Below are 26,111 nucleotides of genomic sequence, written 5' to 3' on the forward strand. Positions count from 1 at the left end.
ACCTATGTAGTTTCTAATTCTTTATCTTCAACAGTAACGCTAAAGCCATTTAAACTATTTTTAACATTTATATCATCAACAACAATTTTTTTCTGAATACTTTCTGCATATTCTAGAAAAACATTTAAATTACTTATTCCTTCTGAAGTTAAAGTTACATTTTCGCTATTAGTAATTTTAAGTTTATTTGTTATATTACCATTGCTAAATAAAATTTTTGTTTTTGGCATTTGAGGTTGTTCTGTTACTAAAACAGAAGCAAAATTAGATTGATTTAATTCTGCAATTGATATTTCAAATGCTGAATTATCATTATATAAAACTAATCTTCTTAATTTCCTTGATTTAGCATTCGATGTTTTTTGTTCATCATGGAATTTTAATCCTTTTAATGATTTAAGTTTTTTCACTCTTGATAAATCTAAACCTTGTGGGTAACTATTATTTTGTTCATCATGATCAGGTTTAAGTCCTGGACCAAAACCTCCTTGAAAAACTTTTTCATTATTTCTAACTCAATAAGCTAATCTTAAACCGTCATTAATTCTTTTATAAGGATCAGATTCATTTTCTTTATAATCATCATTTTCGAAAGCTAATGAATCAAAAACAATTCTTGAAGCGATGTTTGGATTATTTCCAAATGAAGAAGAAGCATTATAATCAATTGTGTTAACTCAAGCTACATTTCTTAAAGCTAATGGATTAATACTATAATCATCATCTAATGCTTTTCCCGGGGTTCCAACTGTAAATATTCCAAGTTCATCAATTTCTTTATTTTCTAACGCTATTAATGAAGAAGTATTTGTGGTGATAAAAAATAATTCTAATTGTGGCAATTTATCAGGAAGAGCCTCTAAAATTTCTTTAAATTTTTGATTAGCATCATTTTTACCCATATTTTTAATTTGATATGAAGTAATTTCTTTATTATCGGCTTTTAATTCTTGAATTAGTTTTAATGTTTTTTGATAACCACTTGGATTAGAAGCATCAATTATTACTCTTATTCCTTCATTTCTAAATTGATCTGATTTTTTATCTCTTGTTAATTTTTGAATTTGAATTCCATCACTATTTGAAACATTATATTTTTGATATTCTGCAGATTGGGTAACATCAGTATCAGTTCATCCAGGGATTTTACCGCTAGAAATAGAATCGGGAGATCTTCCATAATAATCTGAATAACCAAAAGCTCTTTTTTCACTATTATCACGTGCGTAAGTTGTTTGTGTTGCATTTATAATCGGTGTTTTAGTGAAAGAATCTAATGCACCATTTTCATCAATATAAACATTAGAATTATCTTGATCAATGACATAACCTTCACGTAATTCTTTTTCTGTTTTTTCAGTTAATTTATTAAATTTACTTTGATCTAATTTAACAATAACTCTTAAATAAAAAGCTTCCTTAGCTCCTTTAACATTTCCTTCGTAGCAGCCAGGTCCATAATAACAAGCGCCTGGATTATTTTTTTTATGTTCTTCAAGTTTTTTTAGTTTTTCATCTCTTTTTTGTCTTAATTTTTCAACATCAGCCATCGTAAAGCCATCAACAAGAAAGTGTTGTAAATTAGGTCCATCAATTAATCTTTTATATTTTTCTACAATAGAAGTATAAAAATTTGTAGCATTTCCACCTACTGCATCTTCTAATGAATAAGTCGGAGTATCTTCTGTTTGAATACTTTCTAGAATTGATGGGACTAAATTGGTTTTTAAATCTTTTACAGCGTTAGTAATATTTTTTTGTCTAATTTCTTCAGTAACTTCAATACTAATTAAATCAGGTGTAGTTATTGCAATATATTCAATCCTATTATTTAATTTATTTGTTTTATCATATTCTGAAATTTTTCTTTCAGGTTGTGGTTTAACAATTGCATTTATATTTAAGCCTTCAAATTCCAATTGTTGTTTTACTTCTCCAGGTTTAAGTTCTATATCGTTAAAATCAATATCTACTGGCGGTGTTTTAGGCTCTTCTTTTTTAATAGGAGGTAATTCTGGCTTTTCTTTTTCAATAGGTGTTATTTCCTCAATTTTTTGTTTTTCTAATTCAACATTAATTATTTCTTTTTGTCTATCATCTGGTAAATTTTTTAAATTAATATCTGTAATACTATCTTTTATTTTTTGATTAGCATCATTAAAATCTTTATTAATTTTTAAATCAATAGGTTTAAAATTTCGAAAATTATCTTGTTTTAAATCTAAAAAAAGATTTTTTGAATTAATAGATGTAAATGAATAATATGTAAAAGATGATAAAGTAACTACAGTTGCTATTGTAGTTACAATAATAAGAGCATTTCTATTTTTTTTAACTTTTAATATTTTCATTTTTAACCTCTATATAAATATATAAAATAATAAATATTTGATAATTATTAACCATAAAAATTATTAATGAATATATTATTATTTTTATATATTATTTATTAATATTTTAAAAGTTTAACACAAAAAAAAAAAAAAGATATTTATTTGAAATTTATTTTTTTAATCGTATATTTTTGCTAAAAAATGACTTTTTAAAATTATTATGATATAATTATAGGTTAATGATAAAAATCTTTAATTATAGTTATAGTTTTTATTTTTAAACTTTTTTTCCTCTAAAAAATGTTGCAATAACTTTTGCATCACTTATATCTTTTTTATTAATTTTAAAAATATTTTTTTCTAAAATAATGAAATTAGCATAATAATTTTTTTCTATCTTTCCAACTTTATTATCAATTTTCATATATTTTGCAGTGCCTAGTGTGTATGCTTCTAGAGCTTGATATAATTTTATTCTATGTTCCTTTATTGGATGATTTATTGCTCAAAAAATGTTTTTTCATGGATTTAGATCACAAACTTTTCAATCAGTTCCAAATGATATATTTAATTTATTTTTAAACATTTTTTTATATGGAGAAATTTCTAAGTTATTTTCTAAATTCATATCTTTATTTAAAAAACAAGGTTGTAGTGATAAATAAATATTATTTTTTTTAATTAAATTTATAAGCTCATCATTCATAACATCACTATGAATTAGCCCATTTCTATTGATATTATTTTTATCAGATTTTGCATAATTTTTTACTACAATTTCACTTGTTAAATCCCCAATAGAATGAGAAACAACACTTAAATTATGTGAATTAATTTTTTTTACAAAATTACTAAAGTTATCTTTATCAATAAACAAGTGATCAATTTTATTTTCATTTTTTAAGTTAATTGTATTATTTGTAAAAACACCATCAGCAAAAACCTTTATTGCTCTTAATTTATGATTATTTTTCTTGAGTTTAACTGAAGGTAATTTTACTAAAAAATCATCTAATCATTTATCTTCAGTTAATCATAACTGATGAGCAACTTCAAGTGATAATTTATTTTTATTATTAATCTCTTCAAAAGTTTTTAAATCTTTTTTTCAATTATCATTTCTTAAATCGCAAGTAAAAATACCTGTTATTCCCAAATTATTAGCTAATTTTATTGACTTTAAAAAATCTTTTTTATATTGAATATTTCTTTCTTCTGAAATTAAATCATCAACTTTGTAACAAATTTTTTCTTTTAAAAAACCTGTTGGCATTTTATTATCATCTAATTCAATATAGCTTTTTTCATATTTGGCATTTTTATAATAAATACCTAATCTTTTTAATGCATGAGTATTAGCAAATGCTGAATGATATGATTTTCTTCATAAAAATATTGAAATATTTGGAAAATGTTCATCAAGTAAATCTTTAGAAAAAATGGTTTTCTCTTCAAATTGAGTTTCATGTCAATCATACCCAATCAAAACATCATCCTCTTTAAAATTATGTTTTTTTTGAAATTTTAAAATTTGTTCAATTAATTCTTTATGATTTTTAACTTGTGATAAATCTAAATATGAATCATATTTAGCTGCAAAATAAAAATGCACATGACTATCCATCAAACCAGGTAAAACTAATTTTTTATTTAAATCAATTATTGTTTTAAGTTTATAACTTAAAACTTCTTCATTTGTACCTACAAAAAATATTTTTTGCCCTTTAACAATAAAAGCTTGTTTAAAATTATTTTTTTCAATTCAAATTTTTCCATTAATATATGCTTTCATAATTAAATTATAAACTTTACAAATAAATTTAATTGTTATTTTTATTTTCAAAATACAAACTTTACTAAGTTTACAATTTATATATTATTAAAAAAATAAAATAAAAAAACTTGCATATTAGCAAGTTATTTTAATTTTTTTGTGTTAATCTTAGCATATTAATAAATATTTTAATAAACATCATTAAAATTCACAACCCTCAATAAATAGAGTGTTTAAGCATTTGTCTTTTTTTCTCTTCGATCGACATATCTTGTTGAAGAATGAAATTAGCTTGATTTGATATTTGTTGAAACCCAAATCCTATATATATTCAAGCAATTAAAATACTTATTACAGAAATTATTGTAAAAATAGTATTATAAGAAATAAAATAACTAATTAGTGCCATAATTATAATTACTATTGAACCCAAAATTGCAAAAGGCATTAATTTAGAAAAATCAATAACATTAAAATATCCTAAAAATCCAAAAATAGCAATAGAAATAGTAGGAACTAATAAAGCAATAAATAATCTAGTTACAAAATTTAAACCATTTTCTGATATAAGTGAATAATGATAAGAAAAAATTATAAACATTGGAATTAGAAAAGTATGTACTAATATAAAAGCAAAATAAGCTAATATTATATTTATAAGTTTTTTACGAATTCTAACCCTTGATATATATGTCAATAAAGCTATTTCAAATACAAAAGTTATAATGAGAAAGAAAATAGTTGTAATACTACTTGAAAATAATCTTCCAATTAATGATGTATAAGCATTGAAAATAGGACTAGTTGCTAAAATGATAAAGTTAAATAAAAATGTAATTGTTAAACCTAATGAAAATCATCCAAGTGAATAAGCTAACATTCTGTTTTTCAAAAGTTTTTCTTCTTTTGAAAAAGTTTGTTTAAATGATTTTGCTCAAAAATTTACTGAATTCATATTTGCATTATATCACTTTATAAAATTTAAACTTCAAAAAAATAAAAAAAAGAAAAAATAAATTTAATTTTTTAAATTTAAAAGAACTAAATAATTTATTAATTTGAAAACTTTTAATAAAAGTGAAATAATTTTTTTGATTTTTAATAAAAAAATTGAAAGGAATTATTATGAAATCAACAAAAATTATTTTAATAGGAACAGGCGCTGTTGGAACAGCTTTTGTATACTCTAGCATTAATCAAGGATTAGCTGCAGAATATGGACTAATTGACCAATTTGAAGGCCCAAGAGATGGGAATGTTTTAGACTTTGAAGATGTTATTTTTCCATCTGTTAGACCATACAAAGTTTATGCAGCTGATTACAAAGATGTAAAAGATGCTGATTTTATTGTTATAACTGCAGGTAGACCACAAAAACCAGGTGAAACTAGATTGGAAATGGTTAAAGATAACGCTGAAGTTATGAGAAATATAGCAAGACAAGTTAAAGCAAATGGGTTTAAAGGAATTACTATTATTGCTTCAAATCCAGTTGATATTATTACTTGAGTTTATATTAAAGAAACAGGATTCGATCCTAAAAAAGTTATTGGTTCTGGAACAATTCTAGATACTTCAAGATTAAGATTTTTATTATCACAAAGAACTGGAGTTTCCACAGATAGTGTTGAGGCATATGTTTTAGGAGAACACGGAGATTCTTCATTAGTAAACTTTTCAGGGTTTAGAATTGCAGGATTGCCATTTTCAAAATTTGAAAACGTTGCAAAAATAAATGCTGAAAACTACGAGCAAGAAGTGGAATATCCAGTTTCTAGAAAAGCTTATAAAATTATTGAAAGAAAAAGAGCTACATTTTGAGGAATTGGAGCTTGTTTAGCTAAAATAGTTAGATCAATTCAAGCAGATGCAAAAATAGTTTTACCAGTTGGTGTATTACTAAAAGGTGAATATGGTTATAACGACGTTGTTGCAGGTGTACCAGCTATTTTAGGTGCTGAAGGAATTGAAAGAGTTCTTGAAATTGATTTAAATTCTAAAGAAAAAGCTAAATTTGACAATTCTATTGATGTAATTAAAAAATCAATTGATATTGTTAAATGATAAAATAATATTAAGTAAAAATACCGTTTTTGGTATTTTTCTTTTATGATTAATTGTTAATTTATAAAGGAGTTATATGATTTTAGATAAATTAAGTAATTTAGAACGTTATAAAAACATCCATCCTAATTTAGATAAAGCAATTAACTGAATTAAAAATAATTCACTTGAAACAATTAAAGAAGGAAAAACTTTAATTGATGGTGATGAATTATTCGTAGTAAAAGCTCCTCTTGAAGGATATTCTTTAGAAAATGGTTTATATGAAATACATCATAAATATGCTGATTTACATATAGTGGTTGATCCAAAAGAAACTATTTATTATGCTCAAAAAGAAGAACTAAATTCTGTTTATAAAGAATATGATCCTAATATCGAAATGAAGTTATTTCATTTAACAACCCAAAGAATATCAATGAAATTAAACAGTAATGAATTTGTATTCTTTTTTCCTCTAGAAGCTCATGGACCAAAAATAGTAGAAGCTAATAGAAATGTTTCTAAACTTATTTTTAAGATAAAAATGAACTAATTTTAAAATAAATTTATTTTTAGTACTCTTACATTTTAAAATTAAAATGTGGGAGTATTTTTATATATAGTTTTTTTAAAAAATACATATTTTAATTTTGTTTTTTTATATTAAAAAATTTTTTTAAAATTTATTTTTCTTATATTATTTTTTTTATTGATCTTTTTTTAAAAAAAATCTATTAAATAATATGAAGATCAAAAAACAAAATGATGTAAAGGATTGTGGCTTAGTTGTTTTTCAATCACTTTTTTATCATTACAATAAAAAATGAATTCCAATTTCAGAATTAAAAAAAACAGCTTTTTTTGATAATGATGGAATAGTTATCAAAAATTTACAACATTTAGCAATTAAATGAGGCATAGAACTTGAAGCTTATAATATAGATTTTGAAACTTTAAAAAATGAAAAATTAGAACAACCAGTAATTTTACTAATTAACGAAAAAGATGTTAATCATTATATAATTTTAAAAAGCAAAGATAAAAATTTTTTTTATATAGCAGATCCGTTGATTGGAAATAGAAAAATTAAAATAGATGATTTTGAAAAAATGTTTATTAACATAATAATTTTTCCAAATAAAATATTCAATCCAAATGTTAAATTTCAAAAAAATTGAATTTTTAATTTTATAAATGAAAAAGAGCATTATTTTTTATTTTTTTCAATTTTTATTGTTTCAATTTTGCATTTTGCAAGTGCTTTTTTTTTAAAAAATGTAGTCGAAAAAATTTTGCCTTTTAATGATAAAAACCTTTTAATAAAAATTACAATACTTTTTAGCTGGATTTTTATTTTTAAATTTATTCAAAATTTAATAAAAAATATTTACATTAAAAAATTACAAGATAGTATTGAAAATAAAATTTTAGAAAATTTTTTGTTTTCATTAAAAAACTCACAAAATTCTCAATTAATAAAATTAGAAATATCTGATTATATAAAAAGATTTTCATTGATTTCTAATTTTTCATCTTATTGTTCAAAATTTTTATATATATTTTTCGGAGACTTAATTAGTTTTATTTTTTCTACAATAATTTTATTTTATATTAATAAATATCTTTTTTTATTAACCTTTTCTGTTGGAATAATTTTTATTTTAGCAAGTTATTTTTATAAGAAATTTATAAACTCAAAATATAATGATTTGAGTAAAAAAAGTAGTGAATTAAATTCAAGTTTGTTTGATATTGTAAAAAATATAGGGAAACTAAAAAATAATGATGTATATAAATTATTAAATTTTAACTTAAAAAATAAAATTGAAAATTTTAAGAAACAAGAGAATTTTGTTTGAAAAGTAAGTTATTTTTTCCAAAATTTTAAAAATTTAATTACCGAATTTTTACCAATAATTAGTATTTTTATTTCTAGTTTGTTTGTTTTAAATAAACAAATAGAAATTGGCACAATGCTTTTATTTATAACATTTATTTCCAATTTTTTAAATCCATTAAATAATTTAACTGATTTAATTCTTTCTTATCCTATTTTTATTAATGATTATGAAATGTTAAAATTTATTTTATTTTTACCTAAAGAAAACAATGGTGAAAATAATTTAGAAAAAATCAACTTTTTAAAATTAGAAAATATTGATTATAAATACAACAATATAAAAACAAGTCTAAAAATAAATAAATTAGAAATACATGATAATTGTGTTGTTATAGGAAATAACGGAAGTGGAAAAAGTACTTTATTGAAAATTTTAAATTTAGATTTAGAAATAGAAAAAGGTTTAAAATTTAATAATTTAGATTTAGAATTTTTAGATAAAAATGAATTAAGGAAAAAAATTTTATATATTTCTAATTCAATTCCTTCAATTAATGTTTCTGTTATTGATTTTATAACAGAAAAAAATCCAAATAAATATAAAACATTTTTTCAAAACATTCAGTATTATAAAATGGCTGAATTATTAGAAAAGTGAAATATTAACTTAAATCAAATGATTAAAGATGATTGAAGTAATTTTTCACTAGGACAAAAACAAATAATTTTTTTACTTAAACTATTTAATCAAAAATATGATTTGATTTTATTAGATGAAGCTTTTGAAAATATTTCAAATGAAAATTTTGAAATATTAAAATTTTTAATAAACGATTTTCAAAATGATGCAATTTTTATCGAAGTATCCCATTCCAAAAAACTATTGAAAGATTCAAGAATTATAAATGTCAAAAAATTATAACTTTAAAATTTTAATTTTTTTCATTTTTCTTACAACAATCGTTTTTATTTTAGTTTTATTTTTTTTGTATAAATTGGAACATAAAAAAATTGTTTTTGTCGAAATTAAAATAAACGAAAAAAAAGAATTAAATTTTGAAATTAATTCAGAAATTTATTATAAAATCAACAGAAACACTCCTATTATTATTGATAAAAAATTTTCAAAAAATAATGAGGATATTTTTTTAAAAATTAGAGAAATAAAAAATATTGAAAGTGATATTTTTAATGTTTCACTGTTAAAATTTAAAAATTTAAAAATCCAGCCTAATACAAAAATAACAGGCGGGATTTTAATAGAAAAAACAAGTAATATTTTCGAATTTATTTTTAAATAATTCTTTCAAATAAAACATTTCCTTTTTTAATTTTTATTTTGTCAAATATATTTCAATTTCCAATGTTTTTTAAAGTAATTTCATCAATTTGTAGCTGTGATTTTATTTCTTTTATTTTATTAGTGAAAATAATACTTAAAAATACACTTAAAGCATAAATTCCATTTAATAAAGTATTTAAAATAACTTCCAATCTTTCTAAATTATTTTTTAATGTTCATGGCATTGTTAAATCAATATAACCGTTTAATTGTTTAGAAAGTTCAAAAACCTCTTTAAAAGCTTTTGAAATTAAAAATTCATCCATTTCATTAATAAATTTATTTTTTGTATTTAAAATACTTTCGAATATTGTATTTTCAGCTTGTGTTAATAAATTTTCTTTAAATTTTACATTTCTTTCGCTAAATGACTGTTCGATCATAGCCAATGTTCTAGAAAATAAATTACCATAATTATTTGAAAGTTGTGAATTGTATACACTTTTTAAATGTTCTTCATCAAATTTAGAATCAGATGTTATTGATAATTGTGTACTTAAATAAAATTTAACAACTTCAGGTCCATATTTTTTTAATAAATCAATTGGATCTATAACATTATTTAAGCTTTTAGACATTTTTCTTCCTTGTGCATCATTTATCAAACCATGCACAATTATTTTGCTAGGTTGTGGAATGTCTAAAGCTTTTAAGAATATTGGTCAATATATACAATGAAACCTTGAGATTTCTTTACCAAGTAAGTGAACTTTTTCATCACCATTTTCCCAAAATTTTAAATAATCATCATTGTTTGTTAAGCCATAATTTAGTGCACTAATATAATTAAATAAAGCGTCTAATCAAACATAAATTACGTGTTTTTTATCAGATGGAACCTTAATTCCTCAATCAAATGAAATTCTAGTTACAGATAAATCTTCTAATTTTTTTTCAATAAAATTATTTAACAATTCTGTAATTATTTGTTTTGGAAAAATTAAATCATTTTTTTCTTTTCAATAATCAATTAACCATTTTTCAAATTTTGACATTTTGAAAAAATATGTCTCTTCTTCTATTTCTACTAATTCATCTTGACTTGTAGGATGAAAATATTTACCATTTTTTTCTAATGCTTGATTAGTTGTTAAAAATTCTTCTGAACTTATAGAATATAAACCTTTATATTTAGATTTAAAAATAACTTTTTGTTCCAATAATTTTTCAAAAATATTTGCGACTATTTTTTTGTGTTTTTCATTGGTTGTACGAGAAAAATAATCATAATCAATTTCAGCTAAATTTCATAAATCAACAAATTTTTGTACTTGTTGATCTACATATTTTTTCGTTTCCATATTAGCTTCTAAAGCTTTTTTTTGTATTTTTTGACCATGTTCATCAGAACCTGTTAAAAATCTAGCTTCATAGCCATTTAAGGTTTTGTAATTTCTAATAACTCATGCTAAAGTATTAGTGTATAAATGACCTATATGAAGGTTGCCTGAAGTATAAAAAATTGGGCTTGTAATAAAAAAAGTCTTTTTTTTAATTTGCATAACTATTCCTTAATTTTTATTGGTTTATATAATTTTTTCACTTTTTTAGTATAAGTGTGTAAATTTTTATTTAAAGGGTGTAAATAAATATTTGGTTCGTAATGAGTTCCTCAACCTGAAAAAAATCTAGATTCAATTAAAAACAAAATCGCTTTTTCATTAACTCGTGGATGAATCATTTGAATTCTTTTAGGTTCAAATTTATATTTTTTTAATAAATAAATACAATCTACTAATCTTTCTACAGGTAAAACTAATGATAAATAGCCTTTTTGCTCAATTATTTTAGCACTTCCTGAAATTATTTGTTCAAGATTTAATTTTATTTCGTGGGTTGCTATCAACATCTCTTGTGAAACATTATTTTTTTTTAAATTTGTTTCTATTTTATAAAAAGGAGGATTACAAATTATTGAATCATATTTTTTTAATTGATTTTTAGCATGATTTTTATAAAAATCATTAAAATCTTCATTAATTAAAAAAATATTATTTTTTTTATTTAATTCAATATTTTTTTTAGCTAATTTAATTGCTTTTGTTTGAATTTCAACTGCATCTATTTTTAAATTAGGATTTCTTTCAGAAACAAAAATAGCTAATGCACCATTATTAGTACCTATTTCTAACATATTTTTTATTTTGCGATTTAAGCTAACAAAATTACCTAGTAAAATTGTATCTACTGAATAATTAAACATGCTTTTATTTTGATATATATATAAATCACTATCATAGCCTAAACTATTTTTTATAATTTTATCTTTAGTTTTATTCATTTTTTAATTCAATTAATTTAGGGTTATAAGAATATTTTCTACCTACTTTTGCAAATTCTTTACCATTTACTTTAGTAGCATCAGCGCTAAAAGTATTATTAATTTTTAACATATACTCACCAACCCCGTATGAATCAACTGGGGCATTTGCTTTTTCAAATTCAGCTATTTTATCAGGATTAAATCCAGAAGAGACAATAATTTTTACATGTTTACCATCATTTTCATCCAGTGCTTTTCTTAATCTTTTAATTTGATTTATAGTAACTCCATATTCATTTTCAGATTCTTTGAACATTTTATCTTTGACAGCTTTAGAAGTATCAACTCTTACTCCATATAAAATTTTTCCAAAATGTTTTAAAACTTTTAATGATTCAACAATAACATCATTAGAAAAATCAACTAAAGCAATTAAGGGATCTTCAGGAAATAAATCATAATAATATTGCATTACTTTTACTAAATCACCTTCAAAGTTTTGAATTAATGCATGTGGAATGCTTCCAAAAACTCTCGCACTATCTCCTCTTGCACCTGCGTCAGTTGAATGAGAATCAATTCCCGCTAATTCAACAGCTATTCCATCATTTTCTTGGTTTAAATAATGATCAAAACGATCGCCCATGAAAATAATTTCTTTACCTTTAGCCGCATCAATACATCTTTTAGCATTTGTTGCAATCGAAGTATTTCTTGCTAAAATTCCATCAATAACCCCTTCATAAACACCAAAATATTTATATTTTCCTTCAAGTTCTAAAACAACTTCTTTTTCATTTATAATAGTTCCTTCTGGTAAATATTTAATAGTATATTTATCAGTTTCTGTATTTTCTTTTAAAAGTTTTAAAACTTCATTCATTCCACCTAAAATTGAATCATTATGTCTTTGAAAAAATTGTAAAGTCATAACTGAATCTTTATTAAATTTTTCAATTATTTTTTTAGTTTTAAAAAAATAATTAGCTGCATAATAGCTTAATTTTTTTTTAGTCATATTACTCCCAATATAATTATTTTTGTTTATATAATTTTACTAAAATTCAATTAAAAAAATAAGCTTAAAAATATTTTGTGTTAAAATTTTTATATTTAAATTTTATATAAATTATGTTAAGTCAAAGAAGGAAAAATGTACAAATCAAAATTAAATATCAAACAAACTCAAAAAGCTATTCAAAATTTAAAAAAGATTTTCCAAGAAAATATAATGGAAAAATTAAATTTAACAAGAGTAACGGCACCACTTTTTTTAGCTAAAGAAACTGGGTTAAATGACGGGCTAAATGGTGAAAAAGCAGTAAGTTTTTATTCTAAAAACTCTGATGTTGAGCTTGAAATAGTTCACTCATTAGCAAAATGAAAAAGAAACGCTTTAAAAGAATATTATTTTAAAGAGTATGAAGGAATTTATGCTGATATGAACGCTGTAAGAAGAGAAGAAGAATTTGATGAAATTCATTCTTTATATGTTGATCAATGAGATTGAGAAAAAATTATTAATAAAAATGATCGTAACTTAGTTTTTTTAAAAAACACTGTTAATAAAATTTATGAAGCCCTGAAAAATACTAAAAAAGAAATAGTTAAACAATATCCTCAACTTACTGATGATTTGGCAGATAAAGTTTTTTTCATTTCTGCACAAGAATTAGAAAATATGTATCCTGATTTAAATATAAATGAAAGAGAAAGTGCTATTGCTAAAGATAAAAAAGCTGTTTTTATTTATCAAATTGGACACAAATTAAAATCAGGTTTAATTCATTCTTTAAGAGCTTTTGATTATGATGATTGAAATTTAAATGGTGATCTAATTGTTTATTCAAATGTTTTAAATAAAGCAATTGAATTATCTTCAATGGGAATTAGAGTGGATGAAAATTCAATTTTAAGTCAAAGTAAATTTAATTCAAAAGAAGAATTAGCAAATTTTTCACCTTATCATAAAAATATTTTAGAAAAAAAACTTCCTTATACAATTGGTGGTGGAATAGGTCAATCAAGAGTTTCTATGTTTATTTTAGAGAAAAAACATATTGGTGAAGTGCAATCAAGTTTTTGACCAAAAGATTACAAAGAAAAAATGAAAAAAGAAGGAATTGAAATTTTATAATTTAATAACTAACAACAAATTTTTTTTATTAATAAATCAATTTGTTGTTTTTTATATTAATTTATTTATAATTAATTAATATATTTAATTATTTAAAGGGAGAAAAATGAGTGTTTTTTTAATTGTCATTTTAGTTTTAGTATCAGTTGTAATAATTATTGTTTCCCTTTTAATGTCACCTGATTCTAAAGGTTTTTCAGGTGCTTTAGTAGGTTCATCTGACTTGGAATTATTTAAAATTTCTAAAGAAAAAGGGTTTAAAAAAATAATAAAATGAGTTATGTTTTTTTTCGGATTTTTATTATTGGTTTTAACTCTAATTAGCAGGTTGTTTTAAAATATGCAATCATTTGATTTAAAAATTATTAAAAATAAATTATCAAATAAAAAATATAAATATTTTGATTTAGTAAGGGAACTAAAAATTCCAAAAAATAAAAATCTTGAATTTTCTAGGTTTTTAAGAAAAGCTTTAAGTAATAATGAAATTTTTATTTCTAGAGATGATGAATATTTTATTTTAGAAAAAGTTAAAGATTTTAACGGAAAAATTAGAGTTAATTTTAAAGGTTATGGCTTTGTTGAAAAAGATGAAGAATCTTATTTTATTCCTAAAAAATATTTAAATCACGCTTTAAATAATGATGAAGTTTCAGCTAGTATATTTATAGAAAATGCAATTGAAAAAAAATACATTGCGGTTGTTAATAAAATAATTACTAGGGCTAATGAATATTTTTATGGCTACATTGAAAAAAATGACATTTATTTTGATTTTGTTTCTTTAGACAAAAAAATAAATGGTAAATTTAAATGGAATAAAAAATACTTATTTGAAGAAAATGATGTTGTTAAAATTAAAGTAATAGAAACAATAAATAATTTTTATAAAATTGCTTTAGTAGAAAAATTAGGAAAACTTAATGAAAAATTTGTTGATATGGAAATTGCTATTGATTCATCAAATTTATCAAATAGTTTTTCAAAAGAAATAGAAACATATGCAAAAACTCTTCCTAGCGAAGTTAATTTAAATGATTTAAAAAATCGAATTGATTTAAGAAATGAAACCATTGTTACAATTGACGGTGAAAAAACAAAAGATTTTGATGATGCTATAAGTATTAAAAAAACTGAGAATAATACTTTTATTTTAGGCGTTCATATAGCTGATGTAAGTCATTATGTAAAAGATGGTGATCAAATTGATTTAGAAGCTAAAAAAAGAGGTGTATCTGTTTATTTACCACACAAAGTTATTCCCATGCTTCCTTTTGAACTTTCTAATGGTATTTGTTCATTAAATCCTAATGTTGATAGATTAACTATTACTATGGAGTGTGAAATCGATCAAAATGGAAATAATTTATGAGTTAAAATTTATCCTTCAATTATTAATTCTAAAGCTAGATTAACTTATGAAAAAGTTAATCAATATTATTCCAAAAATTACAATTTTAATTTTGAAATTGATGAATTATTGAATAATGCTGATGAATTATCACAAATTATTAGATATAAAAAAAATCATGAAGGATATATTGATTTTGCAGTTCAAGAGCCAGAATTAATTTTAGATGATCGAGGTAAAACAGCCGATATTTTAATTAAAAATTCTGGTAAAAGCGAGGCTATGATTGAAGATTTTATGGTTAGAGCTAATGAGAATGTTGCAGAATTTTTATTTAATAAAAATATTCCAAATATTTATAGAATTCACGAAGCTCCTTCAGATGAAAAAATTAATCAATTAAATAATGTTTTACAAGTTTTAGATATTAATGTAAAAGTTGATTCATCAGATGATCCAGTTGATTTTGCAAATAGCATTAATAAAATTAAAAATTATAAATTTGATAATTTTATCAAAATTAATTTTTTAAGAACAATGCATAAAGCAATTTATTCAGAAAAAAATATTGGTCATTTTGGACTTGCATCTAAATTTTACAGTCATTTTACAAGCCCTATAAGAAGATATCCTGATCTTATTTTGCATCGAATTATTAGAGAAATAATTTTTGATAAAAACAAAGATAAAAGTAATTATTTTAAAGAAATTTTACCTTCAGTAGCAGCGGCTAATTCTGTTAGCGAGCAAAAAGCAATTGAACTTGAGAGAAATGTTTTTGCTATGAAATCTGCTGAATTTTATGACAATAAAAAAGAAGAAATTTTTAAGGCACAAATTGTGAGTATTAAAAAGTTTGGTTTTTTTGTAGAATTAGAAACTTCTTCAAGTGCCCTTGTTCATATTTCTACATTACCTGGTGAAAATTACCAAGTTGATGAAAATGAACTTATATTAAAAAATGAAATAAATTTATTTAAAGTTGGTCAATATGTTTTTATAAAAATCGAATCAATCGATAAATATAATGGAAAAATTAATGCTATTTTAGCGCTATAAAAAAAATAAACCCCCTTTACCCGGAGGGGTTTATTTTTTTGGAGTTCCTATGAAAAACAATGGTGCTCAGAACGGGACTTGAACCCGTATGCTATCTCTAGCACTAGAACCTCAATCTAGCGTGTCTACCTATTTCACCATCTGAGCTTATTAAATAAAATATAACTATCTACTTAAATTATATTTTATTTTTTAATTTTTAAAAGAAATGAACTTTTTCTTTAACTTCTTTTGAAGCGATAAAAGGTATTCTAGTGGTATACCCTCTTTTAAATGCAACTATTCTTTTTGCATATCATTCATTAATATCGCTGTTTCATTTAAATACAGTATCATTGTAAAGTTCACGAGCTGCTGTAATTTCTTTTTGAAGGTAATTGTTTTGCTCTAAAGCGTCTGAAATCACATATTGTGATTTTAATTCTGGATATGCTTCAAATGTTAGTCTCATTTGATTAGCTAAACCATCTAAGTTTGTTGAAACAACATTACGATCACTGCTTTGTGCTCCAGTTCTTAATTTAGCAATGTTTAACATTACTTCTTTATCTAGATTAACAGATTTTTCCACAAGCCTTGCTGCATTTTCTAAAATATGAAATCTTTGTTCTTGGTAATTATCAATTTGTGATGCATTATATTGAATTTTTTGTTGTAACTGCTTTAAATGAGCTTCGGCTTTCATTTTTTTAAATAAAAAAACTAAACCTGGAATAATAAATAAAACTCATAAAACAATATCAAAAAATATTAATGTTCTTTTAGAAACTTCAACAGGTAATTGTTTATTAACAACATGAACACTTCTTCCTTCATTGTTAATAGTAGTTTGATCTAATTCGTTTAATTCGTTTGCCATGTTTCTCCTTAATATTAAATTTACTATTTATTATTTATAATTTTAACAATAAAATTATTTAAAGCAAAAACTTTTTTTACTAAATTTTTATTATTCATTTCATTTTTTAAGCTTTCTAATCTTAATTTATATTTTTCTTTATTTTCTTGACTGTGTCTTGTTCCATTTAACTCGATTGATGCATTATCTTTAGTAGGAATATAATCATATCATTTAACAGGAACACTATGAATATCACCTTCACTATCCATTACTGGAACATATTCTATTTTTTCAATCGCTTTAAAACCATGCGATGTAACATTTATTTGATCACTATATTCATCATTACTTTGTATAAAATTAGTTTTTAAAATTAAAGGGGTATTTGATTTAGTGTTTTTAAATATTGATCTTTGAATTTTATTAGCAATACTTTCATGCTCATATTCACTATAAAAATTATTAAATTTAGTATTGTAAATATAATCTTTTGTTTTAATTTGTTGATATAAAGGAATTGTGAAAAGTGGTGCAAAACTAAAATATAAAGCTCTAAAATATTCGTTATTATAATTATAAAATCTTGTTTTAATTTTATTTACATTATAATCATGGAAAAAATCCGGATCTAAATGAAAATCAATTTTATCCAAGTGCTCAGCTTGAATTATATTTCATTTTTCTATTTTATGAAAATTAAAATCATCTCCATATCCTACATTATCATCTAATAATAATTTAGTCATTTTTTGTTGAGCTAAAGGAGTGAATAATAATCTATATTGAGTTTCATTATCTCTATCTCATGCTTGAAAAATTGATTCAAATTCCTCATTACCTATCATAGTAAATGAAGGGTTGTTTTCAATATGTTTTTTTAAAGATTTTTTTGCTTTTTTAAAAAATGATTTTGGATTTTCAGCAATATCTAAATGTGCAAATTTAGCTTTTTTTGTAAAAGATAAATCAGGAGCTGCGTTAGATGCAAACATAATATATTTATTTCTAGAATAAAATGGAGCAGGTCTAACTAAAGTGGCTGTTAAATGTTCAACTACAGTTCTATTTTTTTTACGAACACTAACTGATATTCATCCTTCATATACTTTATCACGAATTGTTTGTTCTAATTCTTCAACAACTAAAAATGGATTACCGTGTATTTCTCCTGTGTAGGTTCCTAATACTGTTCTATTATCCTGTGAAAAATCATCAAATCGAAAATCAAATTTTTCTTTTATATAACCTAATTTTTCAGCAGAGAAATAATCATCAAATTTTAAAAAATTAAATGATTTTTTAAATAGATCAAAAGGTATATCAACATTTAATAAACTATTTAAATAATTTGTTTGATTAATTAAGTAGTTTTCTAATTCTTTTATCTCTAAAGATAATTTAGCATCAAGTGTTTTACTTTTATTCAAAAGTATAAAAAATCAAATTTCTAATCCTATAAATAAAATTAAAGCTAAAATAGATAAAACTAATGAAAGTGTAGAAACTATTATATTAGATGCGTAAAACATAATAAAAATAATCGGAACTACAATTAAAATTAAAAAAACCATCATAGTTTTTTTTAAGATATTAATTTTAGAGTTTGTTTTTTCAAATTGAATTCTTTTTTTATCTAAAATATTATTTTTTTTAATGTTATCTTCAACATCAATTTTAGATTCTTTTATAATTTCGTTAAATTTATTTTCAACATTTTTATAATGCAAATTTTCATATTTATTTTTAAATTCATCTACTCAATCATGAATTGCGTTATTTTTAATTTTATTTTCCATTTTTCTCCTTTTTTATTTGTTTTAAAATTATAATATTTTATTAAAAAAAAATAATAAATTTAACTAATAAAATAGTAAAAATTATTTAGAAAAAATGAAAAATATTTAAGTAAATAAAAATTTATAATTAATAAAATAAAAAAAAATAATTTTAAATTGATTTATAGATTAAAAAATTTATAAAAAAAATACGAGATTTAATTCTCGTATAAAAAATCTATTTTTTTGTTTTTAATAACTAATTTAATCTTATCATTGTTTTTAATTAAATCTTTAATTATTTTATCAGCTATAAATGTTTCAATTTCTTTTTTTATAAAATTTTTAAAAGGCCTTGCTCCAAAATTTTTATAATCATTGCTTTTTAAAACAAAAGTAATAATTTCTTTTTCTCAATTTAAAATTATATTTTTTTGAATTTTAATTCTATTTGCTAATTTTACTAATTCTAACTCAATAATTTCTTTTAATGCATCATCATTTAAAGAATTAAATTTAATAATTTCATCCACTCTATTTAAAAATTCAGGTCTAAACTCTTTTAACAATTCATTTCTTAAATCATTTTGATTTAAATTAGGTTTATTTAAAATTTTATCTGATGCAACATTAGTTGTTAAAATGATAATTGTATTTCTAAAATTAACTTTTTTAGCTTTAGAATCTGTTAAAAATCCATTATCTAATATTTGTAATAAAATATTTAAAACATCCTTATGAGCTTTTTCAATTTCATCAAATAAAATAATTGAATACGGTTTTTGTCTAATTTTTTCAGTTAATTGTCCACCTTGTTCATAACCTATATAACCTGGAGGAGAGCCGATTAGCTTAGAAACTGAATGTTTTTCCATATATTCTGACATATCAAGTCTAATAAGATCGTTTTCAGAATCAAAAAGATAATAAGCAAGTGTCTTAGCGAGTTCTGTTTTTCCAACCCCAGTTGGTCCAGCGAATATAAATGATGCAATTGGTTTGTTAGGATCGTTTATATTTGCTTTAGATCTTAAAATTGCATCATAAATTAATTTTATAGCTTGATCTTGTCCTTTAATTTTATTTTCTAAGTTTTGTTTTAAATTTAATATTTTATTTTTTTCTTGTTCTATTAATTTAGTTACGGGAATTTTAGTTCATTTTGCAACAACTTTAGCTATTTGTTCACTATCAATTTTTTGATTTAAAAAATTTTTATTTGTAGCTAAAATTTTTTCTAAATTTAAACTTTCTTTTTCCAATTTAGGAATTTTGTCATATAAAATTTCTGATGCTTTTTTATAATCTCCTGCATCTAAATTTTGCTTATAAAGATTTTTAAAATTATCTATTTCTCTTTTTATTGAAACTAATTTTTCATTAGCATTTTTATTTGTATTAAATAATTGTTCATTTTTTAAAATTTCATCTTTTAAATTTGTGATCTTTGAACTAATTTTTTCAATTTTATTTTTATTTTCTATTATATTTTCACTTGAAAGCGATATTCTTTCCATTTCTAGTTTTGCTAATTGTTGTTGTAATTTTTCTAAAATTTCAGGCTTATAATTCATTTCAACTTTAATATTTGAACAAGCTTCATCAATTAAATCAATTGCTTTATCAGGTAAAAATCTTTCATTAATATATCTTGAAGATAAATTTGCAGCCGCTACTATTGCTTCATCTAAAATTTTTACACCATGAAAATTTTCAATTCTTTCTTTTAATCCTCTTAAAATAGTTATAGTATCATCAATACTTGGTTCATTAACACTAATTTTTTGCATTCTTCTTTCAAGTGCTGAATCTTTTTCAATATATTTTTTATATTCATCATGTGTGGTTGCGCCTATTAATTTTATTTCCCCTCTTGCCATAAGCGGCTTTAAAATATTTGCAATATCCATTGAGCTATCATTTGTTTTTCCTGAACCTATAACTAAATGAATTTCATCAATAAAAATTAAAATATCGCCATTCGATTCTTTTACTTGTTTCAATAATTTTTTTAATCTTTCTTCAAATTGTCCAAAATATGAAGCTCCCGCAATTATCGAAGAAAGATTAATTTCTCATATTTGTTTATTTTTTAAATTTTCTGGTACTTGTTTTTGGATAATTTTTTGCGCAAGTCCTTCAACAATTGCAGTTTTTCCTACTCCTGGTTCTCCTACTAAAATTGGATTGTTTTTATTTTTTCTAGATAAAATTGTAATTATTCTTCTTATTTCCTCATCCCGATTAATTACAGGATCTAATTTATTTTCCGCCGCTAATTTTGTTAAATTTTTCCCAAATTGTTCTAATGGATTTTTTTCTTCGTTAAATTGAATATTCATTTTTCCCCTCGCTATTTTTATCTATTGCATTTTAATTATAACATATTTTTAGCACTTAAACATATAGAGTGCCAAAAATTAAAAAATAAAAAAAGCAGAAATAATTCTGTCTTTTTGTTACATATAAAAATGATATGGCTGCCCCAGTTAGATTCGAACTAACGCATCGCGGCACCAAAAACCGCTGCCTTACCGCTTGGCCATGGGGCAAAATGGTGGGGGGGGAGGGATTCGAACCCCCGAACCGTTAGGAAGTGGGTTACAGCCACCCGCGTTTGGCCGCTTCGCTACCCCCCCAGTAATAAATGCTTTTATATTATACATTATTTTTTAAAAACAAAAAATTTTTTTGTATAAATATAAATTCTAATTTAATTTTTTATTAAATTCTTCTTCATTTATTATTTTTATATTTAATTTTTTTGCTTTTTCTAATTTGGAACCAGGATTTTCACCTGTTAGAAGGATTGTAGTACTAGCATTTACACTTGAGCTAACTTGACCACCATTTGCTTCTATTATACTTTTATAATAATTTCTTGGATTTGTCAAAATTCCAGTTATAACGAAAATTTCATTTTTAAAAATTTCACTAACTAATAAATTAGCTGATGAAAAATTAAAATCAATTGTTTTCATTTGATTTAAAAATTCAATGTTATTTTGAATAGATAAAAAATTCTTTATTTCTTCAACAATTATAGGACCAATATTTTTAACATTAATTAATTTATCATAATCATAATTTATAAATTCATCAATTGTTTTTACTTTTTCAACTAAAAGTTTGGTATTTCTTAAACCGATATTTTTTATTCCTAAAGCATAAATAAATTTCTCAAAAGTTGTGTTTTTACAATTTTCAATACTTTTTAAAAGTTTTTGACTTGATTTATTTCTAAATCCTATATCATTCAGTTCTTTTAATTTATCTTTTAAGAAAAAAATGTCATAAATAGAAGTAATAATTTTATTTTTATATAAATTTTCTATCGTTTTTAAACTTAAAGTATCAATATTAATCGCTTCTTTAGAGAAAAAATGTAATGTTTTTCTTAAAATAATAGCTTGACAATCTGAGTTTAAACAAAACTGTTCTTTTTCTGTGTTTTTTAAAGGTTGATTACAAAATGGACAATTTTCTAAAATTTTAATATTTGATTTATCAAAATGTTTAACTGATTCAATAATTTGAGGAATAATTTCACCAGCTTTTTTTATTTTAACTTCTTCATTTAAATTTATTTTCAAATTAAGGATGTTTTGATAGTTATGTAAATAAGTTTTTGATACTTTAGTTCCATTTAATAATACTGGTTTTAACTTAGCAACGTACGCTAATTTACCTGTTCTTCCGATTTGATATTCAATATCTAATAATTTAGTGACTGCTATTTCATCGTAAAACTTATAGGCAATAGCTCCTTTTGGAAACTTAGAAGTTTGACCACTTAAATTAAATAAATTAAAATCATTAATTTTAATTACGCAACCGTCAATTTGAAAATTAAGATTATTTTTAACTTGTTCTATATATTCAATTTGTTTAAAAATATCATTTAAATTATCAATTTTTTTACCTAATTCAATAGTAGGAATATTTAAATTTTTTAAAAATTTAATTCCTTGTTCGTAAGTTTTTAAATTATGTTTTTCAGGATCGATTATTTGATAAAAAAAGGAACTTAAAAAACTAATATTATTATTTAAATCTTTTTTTCTTCTTAAAATTCCTGATGCTGCATTTCTAGGATTTGAAAAATTGTTTTCTTGGTTGTTATCTAAAGAATTTAATTTTTTAAAATCTTTTTTAAATAAAAAAATTTCACCTCTAATTTCTAAAGGTAAAGTATAATCAATAGTTTGTTTAATGAAATTTGAAGACATTTTCAAAACATTTTCAGTAACATCTTCACCTTCAATTCCATTACCTCTTGTAAGCGCTTTAACTAATTTACCATCATTATAATAAATAGCAATAGATAAACCATCAATTTTAGGTTCTAAGTAGAATTCTACATTTTGATTATTATTAATTAAAATAGCATCATTTATAAATTTTTGCAATTCTTCAAATGAATATGCTTTATTAAGAGATAGCATTTTTTTACTATGTTTATATTTTTGAAACACACTGAAATTTAATGGAGCTACTTTTTGAGTTGGCGAATTTTCATTTTCTTCTTGAGTGAATAAATAAAAGTAATTATGTTCTAATTTTTCCAATAATTTAAGTTTTTTATCATATTCAAAATCAGAAATATCAGATTGACTTTTTTCAAAATATAAACTATTGTAATGATTAATTTCTGTTCTTAATTTATTTATTTGTTCATAAATCTTTTTTTCTTTTTCATTCATAATTAAACTATCCTTTGTGAAGATAATAATCATCAATCAGGAAGTGATATAACATTATAGTCTATTAAGAAAAATAAAACAATTAAACCGATAAAAGAAAGTAGGAAAATTATATCGTATCATTTTAGTTTTAAATTACGATATCTTGTTCTTTTTGCATATGGAATATAACCTCTAACTTCCATTGCATTAGCTAAATCTTCAGCTCTAGAAAAAGATAAAACAAAAAGCGGAATGGTTAATGATACCATTGATTTAATTTTATCTTTTATTTTGCCATTTTTAAAATCTACTCCTCTAGATGCTTGAGCTTTTAAAATTCTGTTAGTTTCTAATAAAAGAGTAGGAATAAATCTAATAGCAATAGAAATAATCATTGCAATAACTGAAGTATTAACTTTTAATAATTTTAAAGGCGAAATCAAATCTTCAATTGCTTTAGTTAATAAAATTGGTTTAGTTGTATAAATTAATAATGTTGTAATAATAAGCATTGTATAAATTCTAAAAGCTAGTGAAAATGCTTTAATAAATTCACCGATTCTATAATTAAAATTAATTTTATCAAATTGAATTATTTTAGTTGAAAGTCAATTTGCAATTGTTATTTTATCTAAATTATTAAATCCTTGAGATGATGGATTTAAATTATTTATATAATCTTCTCCTAAATAATCAATTGAATAATTTATAAAACTATAAAAAATCGACATAAAAATAAAAATAAATAAAGGGATTTTCATTAATTTTAATAAACTAATAGGTTTTTTTGTTACTAATAAATAAATAATTATTATTGGAAGAACTAATAAACTTAATGTAAATAAGTGGCTAACAATAAAGAAAAATGCAACAAAAAAAATGTTAAATAACAATTTAACTCTTGCATCTAATTTATGTAAAAATGTATTTTTATTAACATATTTTCCAACAGATATAGTCATTATTTCTCTTTTCTATAATTATTAATTCAATTCGCTAATTCTTTTTGCTTAGTAACTTTTGGAACTTTTAAACCTTTTTCTTTTAATTTTTCAACAAAGGATAAGAGTTTTGTAGGTTCCATTCTATTTTCTTTTAAAAACTGATTATCACTTAAAACATTATAAGTTTCATCATCTTTAATAATTTTACCTTTTTTAAAAACTAATGTTCTTTTTGTTCAACTAAGAGCATTATCAAGATCATGTGTTGCTATTACAATTGTTTTACCTTGTTTGTGTAAATTATCAAAAATTTCAAGCGTCTCATCAATTCCAGCAGGATCAAGTCCAGCAGTTGGCTCGTCAAAAAAAATGATATCAGGATCCATGGCTAAAATCCCTGCTATAGCTATTCTTCTTTTTTGGCCTCCAGATAAATCAAAAGGTGATTGTTCTAAAAAACTTTCATCCAATCCTACTTGTTTAATTACTTTTTTAGCTCTTTCTTTTGCTTCAGCTTTTGGAACACCCATTGATAGTGCGCCGAAAATTATATCTTTTTCAATAGTTTGTTCAAAAAGTTGATATTCAGCAAATTGAAATACAACACCAACTCTTTTTCTTATTTCTTTTATTTTTTTAATTTTTCTTTGAAAAAATAATTTTTTTTTTATTTTTAAATAATTTTCAACATTTTTATTAAGTTTTTTATTAAAACTTGAGTAAACAAATTCAATATGGCCAAAATCAGGAATAATTAAACCATTCATATGCTCAATAAAAGTAGTTTTACCACTACCAGTTTGACCAATTATTGAAATAAATTCCCCTTGCGAAATAACAGTTGAAACATTATCTAACGCGTTAAATTTACTTGGTAAATCTCTATCATATATTTTAACTAAATCATATACTTTTATTTGCATATAGCATCAATTAACTCCTGTTCATTATATGTAGGTTCAATTCCTTCAATCATTGATGATAATTTATAAATAAAAGGTGAATCTATTTTTGCAATTTTAATAATTTCTTTGTTTTTTAAAATTTCTTTTGGTGAGCCCTGAGCTAAAACTTTTCCTTTAGCCATTACAATAAGCTCATCAGCTAAAATAGCTTCATCCATATTATGGGTAATTGAAATCAAAGTTTTTTCCCTTGTTTGTTTTATTTCATTGATAATTTTCAAAACATCGCTTTTACCTTTAGGATCTAACATAGAAGTTACTTCATCAAAAATAATAATTTTAGGATCTAAAGCAAGAATAGAAGCAATGGCAACTCTTTGCTTCATACCTCCTGAAAGATTTTGAGGTTCACGCTCTAAATGTTCAAACATATCAATTTTTTTTGCTAATTTATGAATAATTTCTTTCATTTTAGCAGGTTCAACCGATCTATTTTCTAATCCAAAAGCAATATCATCTTCAACGGTCGCTCCTACAAATTGATTATCTGGGTTTTGAAAAATTATTCCAATATATTTTCTAATTTCAGAAAGTGTTTTTTTAGTAATTAAAATTCCAGCAATATAAACTTCACCTTTTAATGGTTTATATATCCCTGTTAAAATTTTAGATAAAGTTGATTTTCCAGAGCCATTGTGGCCTAAAATAGCAATATATTTACCTTCAGGAAAGTTTAAATTTATATTATCTAGTGCTAATTTTCCATCTGGAGAACTGCTATAAGAAAATGAAACATTTTGAAGTTTAATCATAATT

20 protein-coding genes and 3 tRNA genes are annotated in these 26,111 nt (G+C 22.5%); 7 read left to right on the forward strand and 16 right to left on the reverse strand.

Annotated elements, in window-relative coordinates; all coding sequences use genetic code 4:
- Window positions 1–2: 2 nt before the first annotated feature.
- The 3 genes from T403_RS0100805 to T403_RS0100815 all read right to left on the reverse strand — a co-directional run bounded on the left by T403_RS0100805 (window position 3) and on the right by T403_RS0100815 (window position 5,062).
- Complete coding sequence (locus tag T403_RS0100805; RefSeq protein WP_051619024.1) at window positions 3–2,351, reverse strand: putative immunoglobulin-blocking virulence protein; 2,349 nt, start codon at window positions 2,349–2,351, stop codon at window positions 3–5.
- 259 nt (window positions 2,352–2,610) lie between these two features.
- On the reverse strand, window positions 2,611–4,125 hold the full coding sequence (locus T403_RS0100810; protein ID WP_033160963.1) for an amidohydrolase: 1,515 nt from the start codon (window positions 4,123–4,125) through the stop codon (window positions 2,611–2,613).
- Window positions 4,126–4,255: 130 nt separating this feature from the next.
- Window positions 4,256–5,062 (reverse strand): MAG0110 family membrane protein, encoded by an 807-nt coding sequence (locus T403_RS0100815; RefSeq protein ID WP_033160921.1) that lies wholly within the window; start codon window positions 5,060–5,062, stop codon window positions 4,256–4,258.
- Window positions 5,063–5,232: 170 nt separating this feature from the next.
- Between T403_RS0100815 and T403_RS0100820 the strand changes: the two genes are divergently transcribed.
- The 4 genes from T403_RS0100820 (at window position 5,233) to T403_RS0100835 (ending at window position 9,294) form a co-directional block, all read left to right on the forward strand.
- Complete coding sequence (locus T403_RS0100820) at window positions 5,233–6,174, forward strand: L-lactate dehydrogenase (protein ID WP_033160922.1); 942 nt, start codon at window positions 5,233–5,235, stop codon at window positions 6,172–6,174.
- A 73-nt stretch (window positions 6,175–6,247) separates the two neighbouring features.
- Window positions 6,248–6,706, forward strand: a complete 459-nt coding sequence (locus T403_RS0100825) for a NanQ anomerase/TabA/YiaL family protein (RefSeq protein WP_033160923.1) — start codon at window positions 6,248–6,250, stop codon at window positions 6,704–6,706.
- A gap of 190 nt (window positions 6,707–6,896) precedes the next feature.
- A complete protein-coding gene (locus tag T403_RS0100830) occupies window positions 6,897–8,915 on the forward strand; it encodes an Mbov_0121 family peptidase domain-containing ABC transporter (protein WP_033160924.1) in 2,019 nt (672 codons plus the stop codon).
- Window positions 8,899–9,294 carry an MAG1140 family protein gene (locus tag T403_RS0100835; RefSeq protein WP_033160925.1) on the forward strand — a complete coding sequence of 132 codons (396 nt, stop codon included), beginning with the start codon at window positions 8,899–8,901 and terminating at the stop codon, window positions 9,292–9,294. The genes T403_RS0100830 and T403_RS0100835 overlap by 17 nt, the downstream gene beginning before the upstream one ends.
- On the opposite strand, the gene metG is transcribed toward T403_RS0100835, so the two are convergent.
- The 3 genes from metG to T403_RS0100850 are packed head-to-tail and all read right to left on the reverse strand — an operon-like array spanning window position 9,287 to window position 12,616.
- On the reverse strand, window positions 9,287–10,837 hold the full coding sequence (metG, locus tag T403_RS0100840) for a methionine--tRNA ligase (RefSeq protein WP_033160926.1): 1,551 nt from the start codon (window positions 10,835–10,837) through the stop codon (window positions 9,287–9,289). The two genes, T403_RS0100835 and metG, sit on opposite strands and share 8 nt — an antisense overlap.
- Window positions 10,838–10,839: 2 nt before the next feature.
- Window positions 10,840–11,616 (reverse strand): tRNA1(Val) (adenine(37)-N6)-methyltransferase, encoded by a 777-nt coding sequence (locus T403_RS0100845; protein WP_033160927.1) that lies wholly within the window; start codon window positions 11,614–11,616, stop codon window positions 10,840–10,842.
- Window positions 11,609–12,616, reverse strand: coding sequence for a nicotinate phosphoribosyltransferase (locus tag T403_RS0100850; RefSeq protein ID WP_033160928.1), 1,008 nt, complete (start codon window positions 12,614–12,616; stop codon window positions 11,609–11,611). Before T403_RS0100850 ends, T403_RS0100845 begins: the two co-directional genes overlap by 8 nt.
- A 135-nt stretch (window positions 12,617–12,751) precedes the next feature.
- On the opposite strand from T403_RS0100850, the gene asnA reads away from it, so the two are divergent.
- From asnA to rnr, 3 genes are all read left to right on the forward strand, one after another.
- Entirely contained in the window at window positions 12,752–13,735 is a 984-nt protein-coding gene (asnA, locus tag T403_RS0100855) for an aspartate--ammonia ligase (RefSeq protein WP_033160929.1), read from the forward strand.
- 106 nt (window positions 13,736–13,841) lie between these two features.
- Window positions 13,842–14,072: a preprotein translocase subunit SecG gene (gene secG / locus T403_RS0100860; protein ID WP_033160930.1), complete on the forward strand. Its 231-nt coding sequence runs from the start codon at window positions 13,842–13,844 to the stop codon at window positions 14,070–14,072.
- Window positions 14,073–14,075: 3 nt separating this feature from the next.
- The gene (rnr, locus tag T403_RS0100865; RefSeq protein ID WP_051619026.1) at window positions 14,076–16,145 is read left to right on the forward strand and encodes a ribonuclease R; all 2,070 of its coding nucleotides are present in this window, start codon (window positions 14,076–14,078) and stop codon (window positions 16,143–16,145) included.
- 60 nt (window positions 16,146–16,205) lie between these two features.
- Here rnr and T403_RS0100870 read toward each other — a convergent pair.
- The 10 genes from T403_RS0100870 to T403_RS0100915 all read right to left on the reverse strand — a co-directional run bounded on the left by T403_RS0100870 (window position 16,206) and on the right by T403_RS0100915 (window position 26,107).
- Window positions 16,206–16,292, reverse strand: a tRNA-Leu gene (locus T403_RS0100870).
- Window positions 16,293–16,344: 52 nt separating this feature from the next.
- A complete protein-coding gene (locus T403_RS0100875; RefSeq protein ID WP_033160931.1) occupies window positions 16,345–17,004 on the reverse strand; it encodes a LemA family protein in 660 nt (219 codons plus the stop codon).
- 23 nt (window positions 17,005–17,027) lie between these two features.
- Entirely contained in the window at window positions 17,028–18,782 is a 1,755-nt protein-coding gene (locus tag T403_RS0100880; protein WP_033160932.1) for an MAG1210 family protein, read from the reverse strand.
- A 197-nt stretch (window positions 18,783–18,979) separates the two neighbouring features.
- Entirely contained in the window at window positions 18,980–21,103 is a 2,124-nt protein-coding gene (locus tag T403_RS0100885) for an ATP-dependent Clp protease ATP-binding subunit (protein ID WP_051619027.1), read from the reverse strand.
- 135 nt (window positions 21,104–21,238) lie between these two features.
- Window positions 21,239–21,313 (reverse strand) — tRNA-Gln (locus tag T403_RS0100890).
- Between the two features lie 3 nt (window positions 21,314–21,316).
- Window positions 21,317–21,400: transfer RNA gene (locus T403_RS0100895), tRNA-Tyr, on the reverse strand.
- A gap of 69 nt (window positions 21,401–21,469) precedes the next feature.
- Window positions 21,470–23,464 carry an NAD-dependent DNA ligase LigA gene (gene ligA, locus T403_RS0100900; protein WP_033160933.1) on the reverse strand — a complete coding sequence of 665 codons (1,995 nt, stop codon included), beginning with the start codon at window positions 23,462–23,464 and terminating at the stop codon, window positions 21,470–21,472.
- Between the two features lie 2 nt (window positions 23,465–23,466).
- Window positions 23,467–24,408: an energy-coupling factor transporter transmembrane component T family protein gene (locus T403_RS0100905; protein WP_033160934.1), complete on the reverse strand. Its 942-nt coding sequence runs from the start codon at window positions 24,406–24,408 to the stop codon at window positions 23,467–23,469.
- Complete coding sequence (locus tag T403_RS0100910; protein ID WP_033160935.1) at window positions 24,408–25,313, reverse strand: ATP-binding cassette domain-containing protein; 906 nt, start codon at window positions 25,311–25,313, stop codon at window positions 24,408–24,410. Before T403_RS0100910 ends, T403_RS0100905 begins: the two co-directional genes overlap by 1 nt.
- Window positions 25,304–26,107 (reverse strand): energy-coupling factor transporter ATPase, encoded by an 804-nt coding sequence (locus T403_RS0100915; RefSeq protein ID WP_033160936.1) that lies wholly within the window; start codon window positions 26,105–26,107, stop codon window positions 25,304–25,306. Before T403_RS0100915 ends, T403_RS0100910 begins: the two co-directional genes overlap by 10 nt.
- Window positions 26,108–26,111 lie beyond the last annotated feature (4 nt).

It is taken from the genome of Mycoplasma collis ATCC 35278 (assembly GCF_000701825.1).
GTDB lineage: Bacteria > Bacillota_I > Bacilli_A > Mycoplasmatales > Metamycoplasmataceae > Mesomycoplasma_A > Mesomycoplasma_A collis.